Source organism: Pseudomonas sivasensis, assembly GCF_021391435.1.
Classification (GTDB): Bacteria; Pseudomonadota; Gammaproteobacteria; order Pseudomonadales; family Pseudomonadaceae; genus Aquipseudomonas; species Aquipseudomonas sivasensis.
The window spans coordinates 824207-839973 of record NZ_CP090029.1 but is presented as its reverse complement, the minus strand read 5'-3'; the positions used below and the strand labels follow the sequence as shown (position 1 = coordinate 839973).

The following is a 15767-nucleotide window of genomic DNA, read 5'->3' as shown; positions in this document are numbered from 1 at the left end:
GGTCACCCGGCCGAATGGAAACGCTTGGCGGTGGTGTAGTTTTTGCTCCAATAGCGATTGCTCAGTGAATCGATACGCACCGTCTTACCGGTTCGGGGTGAGTGAATGAATTTGCCCTCGCCTATATAGAGGCCGACATGGCTGACCTGACCGCGCCCATTACCTTTGAAAAACACGGCATCCCCAGGTTTCAGCGCATGACGCTTGATCGTCATCGCATCTGAACGGTGCATTGCCGCCGTGGTGCGGGGTATACGGATATTGGCCTGGGTCTTGAACAGATAAACCAGAAAGCTACTGCAGTCGAACCCCTGCTCTACCGTGCTCCCTCCCCACTTATAGGGTGTGCCCAGCAACTCATGGGCGCGGTCGATCACATCGTTGATGGACGGTTTGGACGGCAAGGCCTGTAGGGCTTGCAGGGGAGTGCTGGCCGCGATCGGAGCCACCGCACGCTTTTGGACATTGGCCGAGGATGAGGGCGTAACCAGATAAAGACTGAACACGAATAAACACAAAATTGATCGAAACATGATGGAACCCGTCGTGAATGTTTAGCACGCGGCGAATCCTAAAGATCCTGCGCGTAAGCCGACGAACTCCAAATCCTCAATTCTCGTAGGACTAATCCGAAAACACCCAGAAACGAAAAGGACGAAAGGAACTTCATACACTCCGCATCGCCCTCGACGCCAAAACGCCCCTCTTTGGCGCTATAAACGAAGCAACGCACCAATTTGAAACACTCCCAGCAAGCACTAACGCCCTATTCGGTAGCACTCCCCCGCGTACCGACAGAGATTTCCTACATCAACCCGTGATTGGCAAGCCACTTGCTCTAGCTGTTTCATCGCTCATAGCTGGAAGCCTCCTGATGCTGGTGATCCACCTCCGAATCGCCCCCCAAGCCCTCTGGGCCGCTGAGTTGCTGCTCACTTTCGAAGCGCGCAGCAAGAGCCGCCTGCGCTGTTTCAGTACTGACGGCGAAGACGTTGGCCTGTTCCTGGAGCGCGGCCAGCCGCCGTTGCACGATGGCGAATGCCTACAGGCTGAAGACGGACGTGTCGTACGTGTATGCGCACGGCCTGAACAACTGCTGCACGTCACCTGCGCCAATGCCTTTGAACTGACACGCGCGGCCTATCACCTCGGCAACCGCCATGTGGCGTTGCAGGTTGGGGATGGCTGGCTGCGCCTGCTCGACGACTACGTGCTCAAGGCCATGCTTGAACAGCTGGGCGCCACCACGCAGACCCTCGAAGCGCCATTCCAGCCGGAGCACGGCGCCTATGGCGGCGGCCATCATCATTCGCGCCATGGCGATGAAGATTTCAACTATCCGCCCAAGCTGCACCAGTTCGGCGTGCGTTTATGAACCCAGCCTGGGCGTTGCTGCGTCTGGCCAGTCCGCAATTGCCGATTGGCGGCTACAGCTATTCCCAAGGGCTGGAAATGGCCGTGGAGAACGGCCGCGTGAAGGATGCGGCCAGCGCCCGCCGTTGGATCAGCGACCAGTTGCTGCTGAACCTGGCACGTTTCGAAGCACCGTTGCTGCTCGCCCATTGCCGCGCCGCTGCCGCCGAGGATTGGCCGACACTCTCGCAACTGTGCGAAGAGCACCAAGCCAGCCGCGAGACCCGAGAGCTGTATCAAGAGAGCCGCCAGATGGGCTACTCCCTGCAACAACTGCTCAACGGTCTGCCGGAACTGGACAGCCAGGCCCGCACCTTTCTTGAGCAACGCAGCGAACCTCATCTGGCTCTGGGCTGGGCCCTGGCCGCACGCGCCTGGACCATCAACCCCGACGACGCCCTCGCCGCCTGGCTGTGGAGCTGGTTGGAAAACCAATTGGCGGTGCTGATGAAAACCCTGCCCTTGGGCCAACAAGCCGCCCAGCGCCTGACCAGTGAACTGCTGCCGCTGCTGCAACAAGCCCAGCAGGACGCGGGACGCGTCGACCCCCACCATTTCGGCAGCGCTGCGTTCGGCCTGTCACTGGCGTGCATGGCCCACGAGCGCCAGTACAGCCGCCTGTTCCGTTCCTAGGAGCTCTTTATTTTGGAGAAGCAAATGAACACACAACCCCTGCGCGTCGGCATCGGCGGCCCGGTCGGCTCCGGCAAAACCGCCCTGACCCTTGCCCTGTGCCTCGCGCTGCGCGACCGCTACAACCTGGCAGTGGTCACCAACGACATCTACACCCGCGAAGACGCCGACTTCTTGGTACGTAACGAGGCCTTGGCGCCCGAACGCATCATCGGCGTGGAAACCGGCGGCTGCCCGCACACGGCCATCCGAGAAGACGCCTCGATCAACCTGGAAGCGGTGGACCAACTCAACCGTCGCTTCCCCGGCCTGGACCTGATCCTGGTGGAGTCCGGCGGCGATAACCTGTCGGCTACGTTCAGCCCGGAGTTGTCAGACCTGACCATCTACGTGATCGATGTCTCCGCTGGCGACAAACTGCCGCGCAAAGGCGGCCCAGGTATCTGCAAGTCAGACCTGCTGGTGATCAACAAGATCGACCTGGCGCCCTTGGTCGGCGCCTCGCTGGAGCTGATGAACAGCGACACCCAGCGCATGCGCAACGGCAAACCCTTTGTGTTCAGTAACCAGAAAACCGGCGTCGGCCTGGACGAGATCGTCGCTTTTATCGAGCGCCAGGGCCTGCTGACCACTGCCGCCTGATCAACCCATAAGGAACCTGTTTATGAGCCTCAACAAACTCTTCGCCGCCGCCGCTCTGCTGCTCGCCCCAGCTTTGGCTTTCGCTCACCCCGGCCACGGCGACAATGGCCTGATGGCCGGTATCAGCCACCCACTGGGCGGCCTTGATCACCTGCTGGCCATGGTTGCAGTCGGCCTGTGGGCAGCCCAGCAAAAAGGCGCCGCCCGTTGGGCCCTGCCGTGCACCTTCGTCGGCACCATGTTGATCGGCGGCGTGCTGGGTTTTGAAGGGCTGGCATTACCCGCGCTGGAAAGCGGGATTGCCGCGTCGGTGCTGGCGCTGGGCCTGGCAGTGGCGCTGGCGGTGCGTCCACCACTGTTCATGGCTGTGGGCGCTACGGCGTTGTTTGCGCTGTTCCACGGGGTGGCGCATGGCCTGGAGCTGCCGGAAATGTCCAGCCCTTGGACGTATGCGGCCGGTTTTGTCGGGGCAACTGCTGCGTTGCACGCTGCCGGCTATGCCGTGGTGCGGTTTCTGCCTGCGGCGGCGGCCCCGTTGGTGCGGGTTGCCGGTGCTGCTTCAGCGGCGACCGGGGTTTGGTTGCTCGCGGGCTGATTTGCGGGGCTATTGAGGGCCTCATCGGCCCCCTCCACATTTTGATGCGTGAACACCTTCAAAGGTGGGAGGGGGCTTGCCCCCGATAGCGCGGGCACAGACACCACAGAACGCAAGCCTGCTACCATGCGCGCCTACACCCCTGCCGTGACGACGCCAGCCAATGCCCATCGCTTCCCAGCCCACGTTGAATTCTGTGCTCACCCACTTCCATACCTTGATCGTGCCGCTCTGGCAGGGCCCGGGCTGGAATGCCGAGTTGGCGTTGCCCTATGAGGCGCTGGATGCCGATCATCGGCCTTTGCCGCCGCAACGCTACCGCGCTATGGCCTGCGCTCGACAGCTGTACCTGTTCGCCAGCCTGATCGGCGAGCCCGGTGCTGCCTTTGCCGAAGAACGTGCCGCCGCGTTGTTCCGTTCCCTGCAACGGCACTTCCACGACGCCGAACACGGCGGTTGGTTCTACAGCATCGACCCGGCCGGGCAGCCGCTGGACAAGCGCAAAGACCTCTACACCCACGCCTTCATCATCTTCGCCTGCGCCCATTACTGGGCCAAAGTGCGCGAGCCGCTGGTGGAATCGGTACTCAATGCCGCCCTTGAAGTGGTCGCCGAGCGTTTCGCCACGGGCGATGGCCTGTATGAAGCGGTACTTGAACGTAACTGGTCTTCCCTCAAATCCGGCCCCCTGCAAAATCCCTTGATGCACCTGGCCGAGGGCTTCCTCGCCACCCTCGCCGTGCGTGAAGACGCCGACGTACAAGCGGCCCTGCTGGGCTTGGCGACGGCCATGCAGCAGCGCTTCATCGACCGCCAGCATGGGGTGATGATGGAAAAACCGCTGGGTGCTGTGGATAACTGGTTTGAGCCAGGGCATCAATTCGAGTGGTTCTTTTTGCTGGAGTCGTCGTCCGTGTTACGCGGCACGCCGTTGCATGCTTCACTGACCCGAGCGTTTACCTACGCCGAGCAAAAGGGTGTGGATACGTTAAGCGGCGCGGTCAGCGGCATGCTTGCCCTCGATGGCAGCGTGCGTGACGCTACCCAGCGTATCTGGGCCCAGGCCGAATACCTGCGGGCACTGACCTTGCGGCCCGACAGCGAAGCGGTGCTGCAACGCCAATTGCTGGCGCTGCAACAGCATTTCCTGCATGAGAAAGGCTGGCATGAATGCCTGGATGCCAACGGCGCGGTGAGCCGACGGGATATGCCGTCGACCACGCCTTATCATCTGGCGACCTGCTATCAGGGCCTCACGCAATCCATTTACGGTCGCCCGTAAAACTGATCGTTAACCAGCGCGCCGCATCCGGAGTGCCGAGCCCTGTGGATATCTCTTCGCGCAACCTATCCAGGGTGGCGACGTTATCCACCGGGTAATCCGCCGGCAGCACCACGTGAATCTCGATAAACCGCGCCCGCCCGTGCTTTTGCACGTAGGACACGTAGTCGTCGAAACCATGCCTGGCGCGGACCGCATCCATGACTTCGCGAACCTTGTCGTCCAAATGGTCGGGGGCAATCCCCAGCACCTCGCGTAACGCTGGGCGCAGGATCTTGAAGGCCGGCGCCAGCATGCTCAGGGCCAGCAGGATCAGGATCAAGGGGTCGACATACACCGCCCACTCGCCATAGCCCTGGGACTTGAGCAACAGCGCGGCCAGAAAGCTGATCAGCAAGCCCACCGACAGCATCGCGTCCACCAGCCAACTGATGTTATCGAACTGGATCAACGACGATTTGAGCGCGCGGTTGCGGTAGCGCACATAGAAGAAGTAGGCGAACTCAACGACGGTGAACACCGCCGCGTAGATGATCACCATGCCCAACTCGATCTCGCGCCCGCCATTGATCATGCCGAACACACCGTTGAGGAATGCGTAGATGGCGATCAACAGCAGAAAGCTGCCTTCGATCAGCAGCACCAACGGCTCCAGGTGCCAGTAGCCGAACTGGAAGCGCGCGTTGCTTTTCTTGGCGATCAACTTGGCCGTGATCAGCATCAACACCTTGATGGCGGTGGCGATCAGCGAGAAAAAGCCGTCGAACAGAATAGATTGGGCGCCGGATATCACACCAGTGACAATGCCGGCGATCGCTACCGCGAACATCAGAATCGTCGATTGTTTGAGCAGTGCCTGCTCACCTCGGTTACTCACATTTCCTCCCGTCAAAACCTTTGAACCGCACGATGCGGTGGGGTTTTCAGGAGTGGAGTGTACCTTATGGCCTGTTTTGGCCGATTTGACGCCATCGGGAGTAAACCCCCTCCCACATGGGATTGGGTTCCCACGTTCCGACTTGTGAACACAGTCAAGTGTGAGAGGGGCTTGCTCCCGATGGCAGCGACGCGGTTTAAAGCCTTACTTACCGCCCCGCTCAATCGCAAACCCGGCCCAGGTCTGGCTCACCGGCATCAGCTCCAGGCGGTTGATGTTGACGTGCGCCGGCGTGTTCATCACCCAGAAGATGGTGTCGGCAATGTCCTGCGGCTGGATCGGCTCAGCGCCGGCATAGGTCGCGTCATAACGCGCCTGATCACCGCCGAAGCGTACCAGCGAGAATTCACTCTCACACAGGCCTGGCTCGATGTTCGTCACGCGCACGCCGGTGCCTTGCAGATCGCAACGCAAGTTCAGGGAGAACTGCTTCACAAACGCCTTGGAGCCGCCGTACACGTGGCTGCCAGGGTATGGGTAGTTACCGGCGATGGAGCCGAGGTTGATGATGCCGGCGCCACGGCCGTGGGCGATCAAGCGCGGCAGCAGCAGGTTGGTGGTGGTCAGCAGGCCCTTGATGTTGGTATCGACCATGGTCTCCCAATCGTCGAGGCTGCACTTGGGCGCAGGATCAGTGCCCACGGCCAAGCCCGCGTTGTTGATCAGGCCACGCAGTTTGGCGAACGACGGCGGCAGACTGGCGATGGCGTCTTCCATGCCCTTGCGGTCACGCACGTCCACGACCAGGCCGTGCACTTCGGTCTGCTTGGAAAGCTCTTCAACCAAGGCATTCAAACGCTCGGCGCGGCGGCCAGTGAGCACCAGTTTCCAACCGGCTTCAGCAAAACGACGGGCGCAGGCTTCGCCAAAACCTGAAGTTGCGCCAGTAATAAACAGCGTGTCGGACATGGTGTTCTCCTTGCGGGCATCGGGAAAAAAACAGCCAGCAGAATGCCCTTACACCGCCGTCGCGGCAACCGCTAAGCACACCCTTTCATATAAAGCTGATCACTTTTTGATCAAATCAAGCAAAGCCTTATGAACCGTGGCCTGCAGCCATATGCGCGCAGGTTATCCACAGCTGCGCCCACAGTCTTTGGGGGCAAGTACAAAATACCGAAAGCCTCTGTGTACAAGGCCTGCAGCCGATTTTAGAAAGTTTTTTGCTTGACCTTGGCGAGGGCGTATGTAGGCCCATCGACAGAGGGGAAATCCGGACGATGGCTCCAGGCCAGTCATTCCGGCCTCTGCGGAGGTCTTTCCAGAGTTTAATCACAGACTTATCCACAGGCTGAAGAGTCATATTTCGGTCATATACCTGTGTCTTTAAACAGGTTGACAAACCCCTTGGCCGGTCGCCAAAAAGCCGCTGATCAAAAAACAACCATCACGCTGTAAGCCACGGTTTTAAAGGCGTTCAGGCAGGTACTCCCACGTTACCCACAGCCGGTTCCACAGTGGATGGGGACAAGTCAAAAGCGTGACAAAACAGGTATTTGCGGCGGCTATATGTCGCGCTTTGGAGGGGGGCTGGATTTGTTTTCCACAATTTGGGATCGGCCTTATGAACACCGCAAAACAAATGTGGGAGCGGGCTTGCTCGCGAAAGCGGTGGGTCAGTTCCAGTCTACTGACTGATACACCGCATTCGCGAGCAAGCCCGCTCCCACAGGGGGTTTGCGTCAAGCTTTAGATCAGTGCCCGCCGAGGTAGGCGTTGCGCACTTCCTCGTTCACCAGCAGCTCCTTGCCGGTGCCTGTGAGGCGAATCTCACCGTTGACCATCACATACGCCCGGTCCGACAAACGCAGTGCGTGGTTAGCGTTCTGCTCCACCAGGAAGATGGTCATCCCGGTGGCTGCCAGCTCGCGCAGGGTGGAAAAGATCTGCTTCACCACAATCGGCGCCAACCCCAGGCTCGGCTCATCCAACAGCAACAGCTTGGGCCGGCTCATCAGCGCGCGTGCGATGGCAAGCATTTGCTGCTCACCACCGGACATGGTCATGGCGCGCTGGTTGCGCCTTTCCTTGAGGCGGGGGAACAGCTCGAACATGCGCTGCATGTCTTCCTGAGCATATTTGTCGCCAATGGGGATAGTGCCCATCAGCAGGTTTTCCTCGACAGTCATGTCGGGGAACACCCGCCGCCCTTCAGGCGACTGCGCGATGCCGTTGGAGGCGATGTAGTGGGACGACTTGTGGGTAATGTCGACACCGTTGTAGATGATCTGCCCCGACTCAGCCCGTGGCTGGCCGAAGATCGACATCAGCAGCGTGGATTTACCCGCGCCGTTGGAGCCGATCAGGCTGACGGTTTCGCCTTCGTTGATGTGCAGCGAGACTTTCTTCAGGGCCTGGATCGGACCGTAGAACACGTCCAGGTCCTTCATTTCGAGGATAGGTGCACTCATACCAGCTCCTCTTCGTCTGCGCCCAGGTAGGCGGCAATCACTTTAGGGTCGTTGCGGATCGCTTCCGGCCCGCCCTCGGCGATCACGTTGCCGTGGTCCAGCACCACGATGTGGTCGGAAATACTCATCACCATGCCCATGTCGTGTTCGATCAGCACCACCGTAAGGTCGTGTTCGTCGCGCAGCAGGCGAATCATCGCGCTGAGGGCTTCGGTTTCCTGGGGGTTCAGGCCCGCTGCCGGTTCGTCCAGGCAGATGATCTGCGGCCGGGTGCACATGGCGCGGGCGATTTCCAGGCGGCGCTGTTGGCCGTAGGAAAGCTCACCGGCCAGGCGGTTGGCGCAGTCCACCAGGTCGACAACTTCCAGCCAGTAGAACGCGTGGTCGAGCGCATCGCTTTCGGCCTTGCGGTAGCCCTTGGTGTTAAGGATGCCTGCGAGCATGTTGCGGTTGACCCACATGTGCTGGGCCACCAGCAGGTTTTCCAACACCGACATTTCCTTGAACAGGCGAATGTTCTGGAAGGTCCGCGCCAAACCGGCACGGTTGACCAGGTGGGTGCCGCCGAACATTTTGTAGTACACGCGGCTGAGGAAGCTTTTCGGCGACACAAAATCGACGGCCTTGAAGCGCTCGCCCAGCAGTTGGATCACGTTGGTCTGTTTGCCACGAATGTTCAGTTCGATCTTGCCGCCACTGGCTTTGTAAAAACCGGTGAGGCAGTTGAATACAGTGGTTTTGCCGGCGCCGTTAGGGCCGATCAGGGCGAAGATCGAGTTGCGTTCGACCTTGAGGCTCACATCGCTCAAGGCCTTGATGCCACCGAAGTGCATCATCAGGTGCTCCACAGAGAGGACGACTTCCTTGCTCATGGCGCCACTCCTTTACGTGGGGTCACACCGGTACGGCTTATGCGGATCAAGCCGCGTGGTCGCCAGATCATCATCACCACCATCAACACACCAAACAGCAGCACGCGGTATTCGCTGAAGCTGCGCAGCAATTCAGGCGCTACGGTCAACACGAAGGCCGCGATGACCACCCCGACCGTCGAGCCCATGCCGCCCAAGACCACGATGGCCAGGATCAGCGCCGACTCGAAGAAGGTGAACGACGACGGGTTGACGAAGCCCTGGTAGCTGGCAAAGAACACCCCGGCCAAACCCGCAGTAGATGCGCCGATGGTGAATGCCGAAAGCTTGACCAGCACGTGGTTCAGGCCCATGGAACGGCAAGCGATCTCATCTTCACGCAAGGCTTCCCAGGCGCGGCCAACCGGCATGCGGGTCAGGCGGTGCTTGATGTACAGCACGGCCAGCACCACCAGGAACAGCACGATGTAGATGAACATGAACTTGATGTTGGGGTTGTAATCGAGGCCGAAGAATTCGTGGAACGGAATCCCACCCTCCTTCGCCTTGCGCCCGAACTCCAGGCCGAGGAAGGTCGGCGAAGGCACCGGCATGCCGTTCGGGCCACCGGTGAACGACAGCCAGTTATTGAGCACCAGGCGGATGATTTCACCGAAGCCCAGGGTCACGATGGCCAGGTAGTCCCCGTGCATTCGCAATACCGGAAACCCAAGTATGCACCCCGCCAGTGCCGCCGCGATGGCGGCCAGGGGCAGCACGCTCCAGAAGCCCAGGCCGAGGTACTGATAACCCAATGCCAGGCCGTAGGCACCGATGGCGTAGAACGCCACGTAACCCAGGTCGAGCAAGCCGGCCAGGCCGACCACGATGTTCAGGCCGAGGCCGAGCAACACGTAGATCAGCCCGAGGATCACCACGGTCAGCAGGTACTTGTTGGCGAAGATCGGGAACACGATGGCGATCACGATCAGTGCCGGAATGATCCAGCGCAGCCGCGACTTGTAGTCCGGTGGCAGTACATGCACGCCGGAGCCACTGCTCTCGAAGCCCTGCAGAATCTTCACGCCCTTGGGGGTTTGCAGGAACAGGCTGAGGGCAAAGCGTCCGGCCATCACGATGGCGACCAAGATGGCCACGCGCGCAGGTTCCAGGTTGAAGCTGTAGCCGTCGAGGACCACGCCGACGATCGGACCGAACACGATCAGGGAAATCAGCCCGGCAAGGATCGTATCGACGACACTTTTCTTGATATCGATAGGTTTGGCAGCAGACATGTTTACACCTTCGCCACGAGTGGGCGACCAAGCAGGCCCTGAGGACGGAAAATCAGAATCACCACCAGCAGGGAGAAACTGAACACGTCTTTGTAGTCAGAGTTGATCAACCCTGAGAACAACGACTCGGAGATACCGAGGATGATCCCGCCCAACATCGCCCCAGGCAGGGAGCCGATGCCGCCGAGTACCGCTGCGGTAAATGCCTTGATGCCGATGATGAAGCCGGCATAGAAGTCGAAGGTGCCGTAATTGAGGGTGATGAGCACACCGGCCAGTGCGGCCATGGCAGCACCGATGACAAACACGTAGGAGATCACGCGGTCGGTGTTGATGCCCAGGATCGAGGCCATCTTGCGGTCTTGCTGGGTGGCGCGGCACATGCGGCCGAGCTTGGTGTACTTGATGATGTAGGTCAGCAATGCCATGCCGGCGAATGCCGCGACCAGGATGAACACTTTGGTGTACGTAAGCTGCACGAAGCCTGTGCCGATATCGACACGCCAGGCCCCGGCCAGCAGGGTTGGGATACCTTGTTGCTTGGCGCCCTGGGCGATCTGCGCGTAGTTCTGCAGGATCAGGGAGATACCGATGGCGCTGATCAGCGGAGCCAGTCGGGTGGAGTTGCGCAGCGGTTTGTAAGCGACACGCTCAATGACCCAGCCGTAAACGCCGGTGACGACCACGGTGAAGATCAGAGTGCCGAGAATGAGCAGCGGGAAGGATTCGATGCCGAAGTAAGCCAGCAGTGCCAGACTGATCGCCGCGAGGTAAGCGGAAATCATATAAACCTCGCCGTGGGCGAAGTTGATCATGCCAATGATGCCATAGACCATTGTGTAGCCGATGGCGATCAGGCCATAGACCGACCCGAGGGTCAGGCCGTTGACCAGTTGCTGCAGGAAAATACCATCCATAACGCAATCTCACGCGGTGAGCACCTGCACACCGGCGGGTGTGCGGCGCTTCTGGAGGAAAAAACAGATCTCGATAACAACACGGGTCCCAATGTGGGAGGGGGCTTGCCCCCGATGCGGTGGGTCAGCTGAACACCTGTTGACTGACACTCCGCTATCGGGAGCAAGCCCCCTCCCACATGGATTACTTCTGCTTTTCCAACTGATGGTATTTGCCGTCTTTATCCCACTGGTAAACCACGTAGTCGGAGATTTTCAGGTCGCCCTTCGCGTCCCAGGTCTTCTCGCCCATCACGGTTTTGACCGGGTGCGCTTTCAGCCATTTGGCCGCGTCTTCGCCCTTGTTGGACTTGGCGCCGTTGAAGCCGGCGGCCAGGGCCTGCAGCGAGGCGTAGGCGTACAGGGTGTAGCCTTCTGGCTCGTAGCCGGCCTTGCGGAACTCTTCCACGACAGCCTTGCTGTCGGGCAGCAGGCGCGGGTCGGCACCAAAGGTCATGTAGACGCCATCGACGTATTGCGCGCCGCCAGCGGTGGCCACCAGTTCATCAGTCACCACGCCGTCATCGGACATGAACTTGACGTCTTTCAGGCCAGCTTCACGAATCTGGCGAACCAATGGACCGGCTTCCGGATGCAGGCCACCGAAGTACACGACGTCTGCGCCCAGGGAGCGGATCTTGGTGACCAGCGCACTGAAGTCCTTCTCGCCACGGGTCAGGCCTTCTTCCAGCACCGGCTTGACGCCGCGCTTGGTCAACTGGGCAGCGGTGGCGTCGGCCAGGCCTTTGCCGTAAGTGTCCTTGTCGTTGATGACCGCGACTTTCTTGCCCTTGAGCACATCGACGATGTAGTCGCCGGCGACGATGCCTTGCTGGTCGTCACGGCCGCACATACGGAACATGGCGCCAAGGCCACGTTCGGTCACTTGTGGGTTGGTAGAGCCTGGGGTGATCGCGATGATGCCCGCTTCGTCGTAAACCTCGGAGGCCGGGATAGTGTTCGACGAGCAGAAGTGCCCGACTACGCCAATCACTTTGTCCTGGTCAGCCAGGCGGTTGGCCACGGCAACGGCCTGTTTCGGCTCACAGGCATCGTCGCCTGCCACCAGCACAACTTTCTCGCCGTTGATGCCACCGGCCTTGTTGATCACCTCGGCTGCCGCCTGGGCACCCTTCATGTACTGCTCACCGAACGAGGCGTTGGCGCCGGTCATCGGCCCCGCTACACCAATCTTCACATCAGCTTGAACAAACGTAGAAACACCCAGCGCCGCTGCAACGGCGAGGGCCAGAAAACCTTTCTTGTAAAACGTCTGGGACATGAGTGGTGCTCCGATATTTTTGATTTTTGGCACTACAACTTGCGTTCAAACTTTTCACTGAAAGCTCAGAGCAAGCCCCGTGCCATTACGTTTTTATTCTTCAAAAAGACACGGTGTCATTGTTATTACAGGCGTTTCGACGCCGCTTGCCAGGACGTGCAACCCTCTAGCCTCGACAGGTGCAACCAGCCACTTAAAAAAGTACAACCGTGACGGGTCGCACCTGCAACCGAATGGATAAACACCCCGCTCCACACCTGTAACAGCGTGCGTAACGGAACTGCACATTTACAGTGCGTGATTGCTACGACCTGCACCAATACAGATTAGTAGCCTGCTAAGAAAATGCAGGCTTCTGAGCGGTATTTCGCTGATCAGATCACGATCCTCAAGCATTGCCCGGCGTGATACAGCGAGAATCCCGCCTCGTACAGGCAACTGCGCAGACCCACTCCGGCCAACGGTTGCATGGGCGCGAAGGGAATCGGCAGCGCTTGGGGATCCTGGTGACACAAGTAGTCGGCGAACGCCTTGCCGACCACACTGCCGGTGGTCACGCCGCGTCCGTTATAGCCCGTGACAGCGACCAGTCCAGGGGCCGGTTCGAACAGGCGCATCAAGTGATCGGGGGTGAACGCGATGCAGCCGGTCCAGGTGAATTCCCACTGCACCGATTTGAGGTACGGGAAGTAGTGTTGCTGCACCCGATCGGCCCACGCCTTGAGGAACCACGCCGGTTTCTGGTTGCCATTGCCCAGGCTGCCGAGCAATAAACGACCATCGGCATCGCGGCGGATACTGCTCAATACCTGACGCGTGTCCCACGATCCCTGGCCGCCAGGGAGAATCTGCTGCGCGGCTTCGTCGGTGAGCGGGGCCGACGCGACCTGGTAGTAATAACCGGGGAAAAAGTTACGCCGCAGCTCGGTCCATTCGCCTTCGGTGTAGGCATTGGAGGCAACGACCACTTGTGCAGCCTGCACTGCCCCGTGCTGGGTCTGAACCGACCAAAGTGCACCTTGGCGCTCCAATTGGGTGACCGGTGAATGGTCAAACAACCGCCCGCCGAGCCCGACCGCAGCATTGGCCAGCCCAGAGGTGTAGGCCATGGGATTCAAGGTGCCCGCACGCCGATCCAGCAAGGCGGCGGCAATTTTTTTAGTGCCGGTGGCTTGCTCGCAGGCCTGACCGGTGAGCAACTCAACTGGCGCGCCACGGCGCTTCCATTGTTCTTCACGGCTGCGCAAATCCGCCTCGCCACGGGCGTTGTGCGCCATGTGCAAGGTGCCCTCGCGGCGCAGTTGGCAATCGATGTTGTATTTGTCGATGAGGCTGAACACCAGAGACGGTGCCGCGCCCAACATGCGGTTGAGCTGGCTGCCCACCGCTTCGCCGAAACCGGCTTCGATGTCGTCCGGGGGGATCCATAAACCGGCGTTCACCAGCCCGACATTGCGCCCCGAACCGCCGTGGCCAGTGCGATGAGCCTCCAGCACGGCGACGCTTTTACCCTGTTCCAGCAAGTGAATGGCGGCCGACAATCCGGTGATGCCGGCGCCGATCACGCACACATCCACCTTGACCTCGCCCTTGAGCGCGGCACGATCCGGCCGGCCAGGGGTGAGGTGTTCCCACAAACACGTTTCGCGTAATGCCATTGCCAGACTCCGGTGAGACCCAACAAACATCTATTCCGAACTGCAAATGAGGTCACATGTGGGAGGGGGCTTGCTCCCGATGGCGGTGTATCAGACAACACTTCAAACCTGATTCACCGCCATCGGGAGCAAGCCCCCTCCCACACTGACCTCACTCCGACTTGAGGAAATCAGTCGAAGGTGATGCCCTGGGCCAGCGGCAGTTCCAGCGAGTAGTTCACGGTATTGGTCTGGCGGCGCATATACCCGCGCCACGCATCCGAACCCGACTCACGACCGCCGCCGGTCTCTTTTTCACCGCCAAACGCGCCGCCAATTTCTGCGCCGCTTGGGCCGATATTGACGTTGGCAATGCCGCAGTCACTGCCGACTGCCGACATGAACTGCTCGGCTTCACGCACGTCAGTGGTGAAGATGCACGAGGACAGGCCTTGGGGCACCGCGTTGTTCAGGCGCAGGGCTTCGGCGAAGTCGGTGTAGCCGACGACATACAGAATCGGCGCGAAGGTTTCGGTGCACACCACGTCGCTTTGCTCGGGCATCTCCACAATGGCCGGCGACACGTAGTAGGCGTTGGGGAATGTGTCTTCCAACTGGCGCTTGCCGCCGAACACTTTGCCGCCTTCGCTCAGCGCTTGCTCCAGCGCGTCCTGCATATTGTCGAAACCGTGCTTGTCGATCAGCGGGCCGATCAGGTTGCCTTCCAGCGGGTGGCCGATGCGCACTTTGGAATAGGCGGCCTTGAGGCGGGTGACGATTTCTTCCTTGACCGATTCATGGGCAATCAGGCGGCGCAGGGTGGTGCAGCGCTGGCCGGCGGTGCCGACGGCGCTGAACAGAATGGCGCGCACGGCCATGTCCAGGTCGGCGCTTGGGCCGAGGATCATCGCGTTGTTGCCGCCCAGTTCCAGGATGCTGCGGGCGAAACGTGCGGCGACTTTCGGCGCCACTTCGCGGCCCATGCGCGTGCTGCCGGTGGCGCTGATCAACGCCACACGCGGGTCATCCACCAGCGCGGCGCCTGCATCGCGACCACCGATGATCACTTGGCTCAGATACTCAGGGGCGCCGTCGAATTTCTTCAGCACGCGCTCGAACAGCGCCTGGCAAGCCAGGGCCGTGAGCGGGGTCTTTTCCGAGGGTTTCCAGATCACGGCGTTGCCGCACACCAGGGCCAGGGCGGTGTTCCATGCCCACACGGCGACCGGGAAGTTGAAGGCGCTGATGACGCCGACCACGCCCAGCGGGTGCCAGGTTTCACGCATGTGGTGGCCTGGGCGCTCGGAAGCGATGGTCAAGCCGTACAACTGACGCGACAGACCGACCGCGAAATCGCAGATGTCGATCATTTCCTGCACTTCACCCAGGCCTTCCTGGGTGATCTTGCCCGCTTCCCAGGACACCAGCTCGCCCAGGTCGGCCTTGTATTCGCGCAGCACGTCGCCGAATTGGCGCACCAGCTCACCGCGACGCGGCGCTGGAACTTTGCGCCAGGCGTCGAATGCATGCTCGGCGCGACTGACCTGTTGCTCCACCTCGGCGGCACCTTCCCAATGCACACTGCCGATTTGGCTGCCATCAATCGGCGAATGCACGGGCTGTTTGCCCGTCTGGTACAGCGACGGGTTCACCCCGAGACGATCAAGCAATGCGGCAACCATGGGTCACTCCTTCAAACTGCAAACAAAAATTCGCGCCGCGGCGCGCACGGCAATCCAGACCTTATTTGTAGCTGGCTCAAGACTTGCCAACAAACGACGATTAGGCGAGATATCATTCCGTTTATTCATGCAAAGCATAAAAAGAGGCACG

Annotated in this window: 15 protein-coding genes; 5 read left to right on the top strand and 10 right to left on the bottom strand. The window is 60.2% G+C overall.

Features of this window, described 5'->3' with window-relative positions:
• Positions 1–2: 2 nt before the first annotated feature.
• Complete coding sequence (locus tag LRO94_RS03640; protein ID WP_032890549.1) at positions 3–533, bottom strand: C40 family peptidase; 531 nt, start codon at positions 531–533, stop codon at positions 3–5.
• A gap of 341 nt (positions 534–874) precedes the next feature.
• Here LRO94_RS03640 and ureE point away from each other — a divergent pair, with 341 nt between their 5' ends.
• The 5 genes from ureE (at position 875) to LRO94_RS03615 (ending at position 4565) form a co-directional block, all read left to right on the top strand.
• Complete coding sequence (ureE, locus tag LRO94_RS03635; RefSeq protein ID WP_179179587.1) at positions 875–1375, top strand: urease accessory protein UreE; 501 nt, start codon at positions 875–877, stop codon at positions 1373–1375.
• A complete protein-coding gene (locus tag LRO94_RS03630) occupies positions 1372–2046 on the top strand; it encodes an urease accessory protein UreF (RefSeq protein ID WP_099602069.1) in 675 nt (224 codons plus the stop codon). Before ureE ends, LRO94_RS03630 begins: the two co-directional genes overlap by 4 nt.
• A 24-nt stretch (positions 2047–2070) precedes the next feature.
• Positions 2071–2688, top strand: coding sequence for an urease accessory protein UreG (gene ureG / locus LRO94_RS03625; protein WP_032890544.1), 618 nt, complete (start codon positions 2071–2073; stop codon positions 2686–2688).
• A 22-nt stretch (positions 2689–2710) separates the two neighbouring features.
• Positions 2711–3283, top strand: coding sequence for a HupE/UreJ family protein (locus LRO94_RS03620; protein ID WP_179179588.1), 573 nt, complete (start codon positions 2711–2713; stop codon positions 3281–3283).
• Positions 3284–3446: 163 nt separating this feature from the next.
• Positions 3447–4565 carry an AGE family epimerase/isomerase gene (locus LRO94_RS03615; RefSeq protein WP_179179589.1) on the top strand — a complete coding sequence of 373 codons (1119 nt, stop codon included), beginning with the start codon at positions 3447–3449 and terminating at the stop codon, positions 4563–4565.
• On the opposite strand, the gene LRO94_RS03610 is transcribed toward LRO94_RS03615, so the two are convergent.
• From LRO94_RS03610 to amaB, 9 genes are all read right to left on the bottom strand, one after another.
• Positions 4537–5442 carry a cation diffusion facilitator family transporter gene (locus LRO94_RS03610; RefSeq protein ID WP_122682073.1) on the bottom strand — a complete coding sequence of 302 codons (906 nt, stop codon included), beginning with the start codon at positions 5440–5442 and terminating at the stop codon, positions 4537–4539. The two genes, LRO94_RS03615 and LRO94_RS03610, sit on opposite strands and share 29 nt — an antisense overlap.
• A gap of 204 nt (positions 5443–5646) precedes the next feature.
• Positions 5647–6411, bottom strand: coding sequence for an SDR family oxidoreductase (locus LRO94_RS03605; protein WP_032890536.1), 765 nt, complete (start codon positions 6409–6411; stop codon positions 5647–5649).
• A 785-nt stretch (positions 6412–7196) separates the two neighbouring features.
• On the bottom strand, positions 7197–7913 hold the full coding sequence (locus LRO94_RS03600; RefSeq protein ID WP_032890534.1) for an ABC transporter ATP-binding protein: 717 nt from the start codon (positions 7911–7913) through the stop codon (positions 7197–7199).
• Positions 7910–8785, bottom strand: a complete 876-nt coding sequence (locus LRO94_RS03595) for an ABC transporter ATP-binding protein (protein ID WP_027607703.1) — start codon at positions 8783–8785, stop codon at positions 7910–7912. Before LRO94_RS03595 ends, LRO94_RS03600 begins: the two co-directional genes overlap by 4 nt.
• The gene (livM, locus tag LRO94_RS03590; protein ID WP_032890532.1) at positions 8782–10059 is read right to left on the bottom strand and encodes a high-affinity branched-chain amino acid ABC transporter permease LivM; all 1278 of its coding nucleotides are present in this window, start codon (positions 10057–10059) and stop codon (positions 8782–8784) included. The genes LRO94_RS03595 and livM overlap by 4 nt, the downstream gene beginning before the upstream one ends.
• A 2-nt stretch (positions 10060–10061) precedes the next feature.
• On the bottom strand, positions 10062–10976 hold the full coding sequence (locus tag LRO94_RS03585; protein ID WP_003188099.1) for an ABC transporter permease subunit: 915 nt from the start codon (positions 10974–10976) through the stop codon (positions 10062–10064).
• Between the two features lie 184 nt (positions 10977–11160).
• On the bottom strand, positions 11161–12297 hold the full coding sequence (locus LRO94_RS03580; protein WP_099602068.1) for a branched-chain amino acid ABC transporter substrate-binding protein: 1137 nt from the start codon (positions 12295–12297) through the stop codon (positions 11161–11163).
• A 374-nt stretch (positions 12298–12671) separates the two neighbouring features.
• The gene (amaA, locus tag LRO94_RS03575; protein ID WP_179179590.1) at positions 12672–13955 is read right to left on the bottom strand and encodes an L-pipecolate oxidase; all 1284 of its coding nucleotides are present in this window, start codon (positions 13953–13955) and stop codon (positions 12672–12674) included.
• A gap of 170 nt (positions 13956–14125) precedes the next feature.
• Positions 14126–15616 (bottom strand): L-piperidine-6-carboxylate dehydrogenase, encoded by a 1491-nt coding sequence (amaB, locus tag LRO94_RS03570; protein WP_032890526.1) that lies wholly within the window; start codon positions 15614–15616, stop codon positions 14126–14128.
• Positions 15617–15767 lie beyond the last annotated feature (151 nt).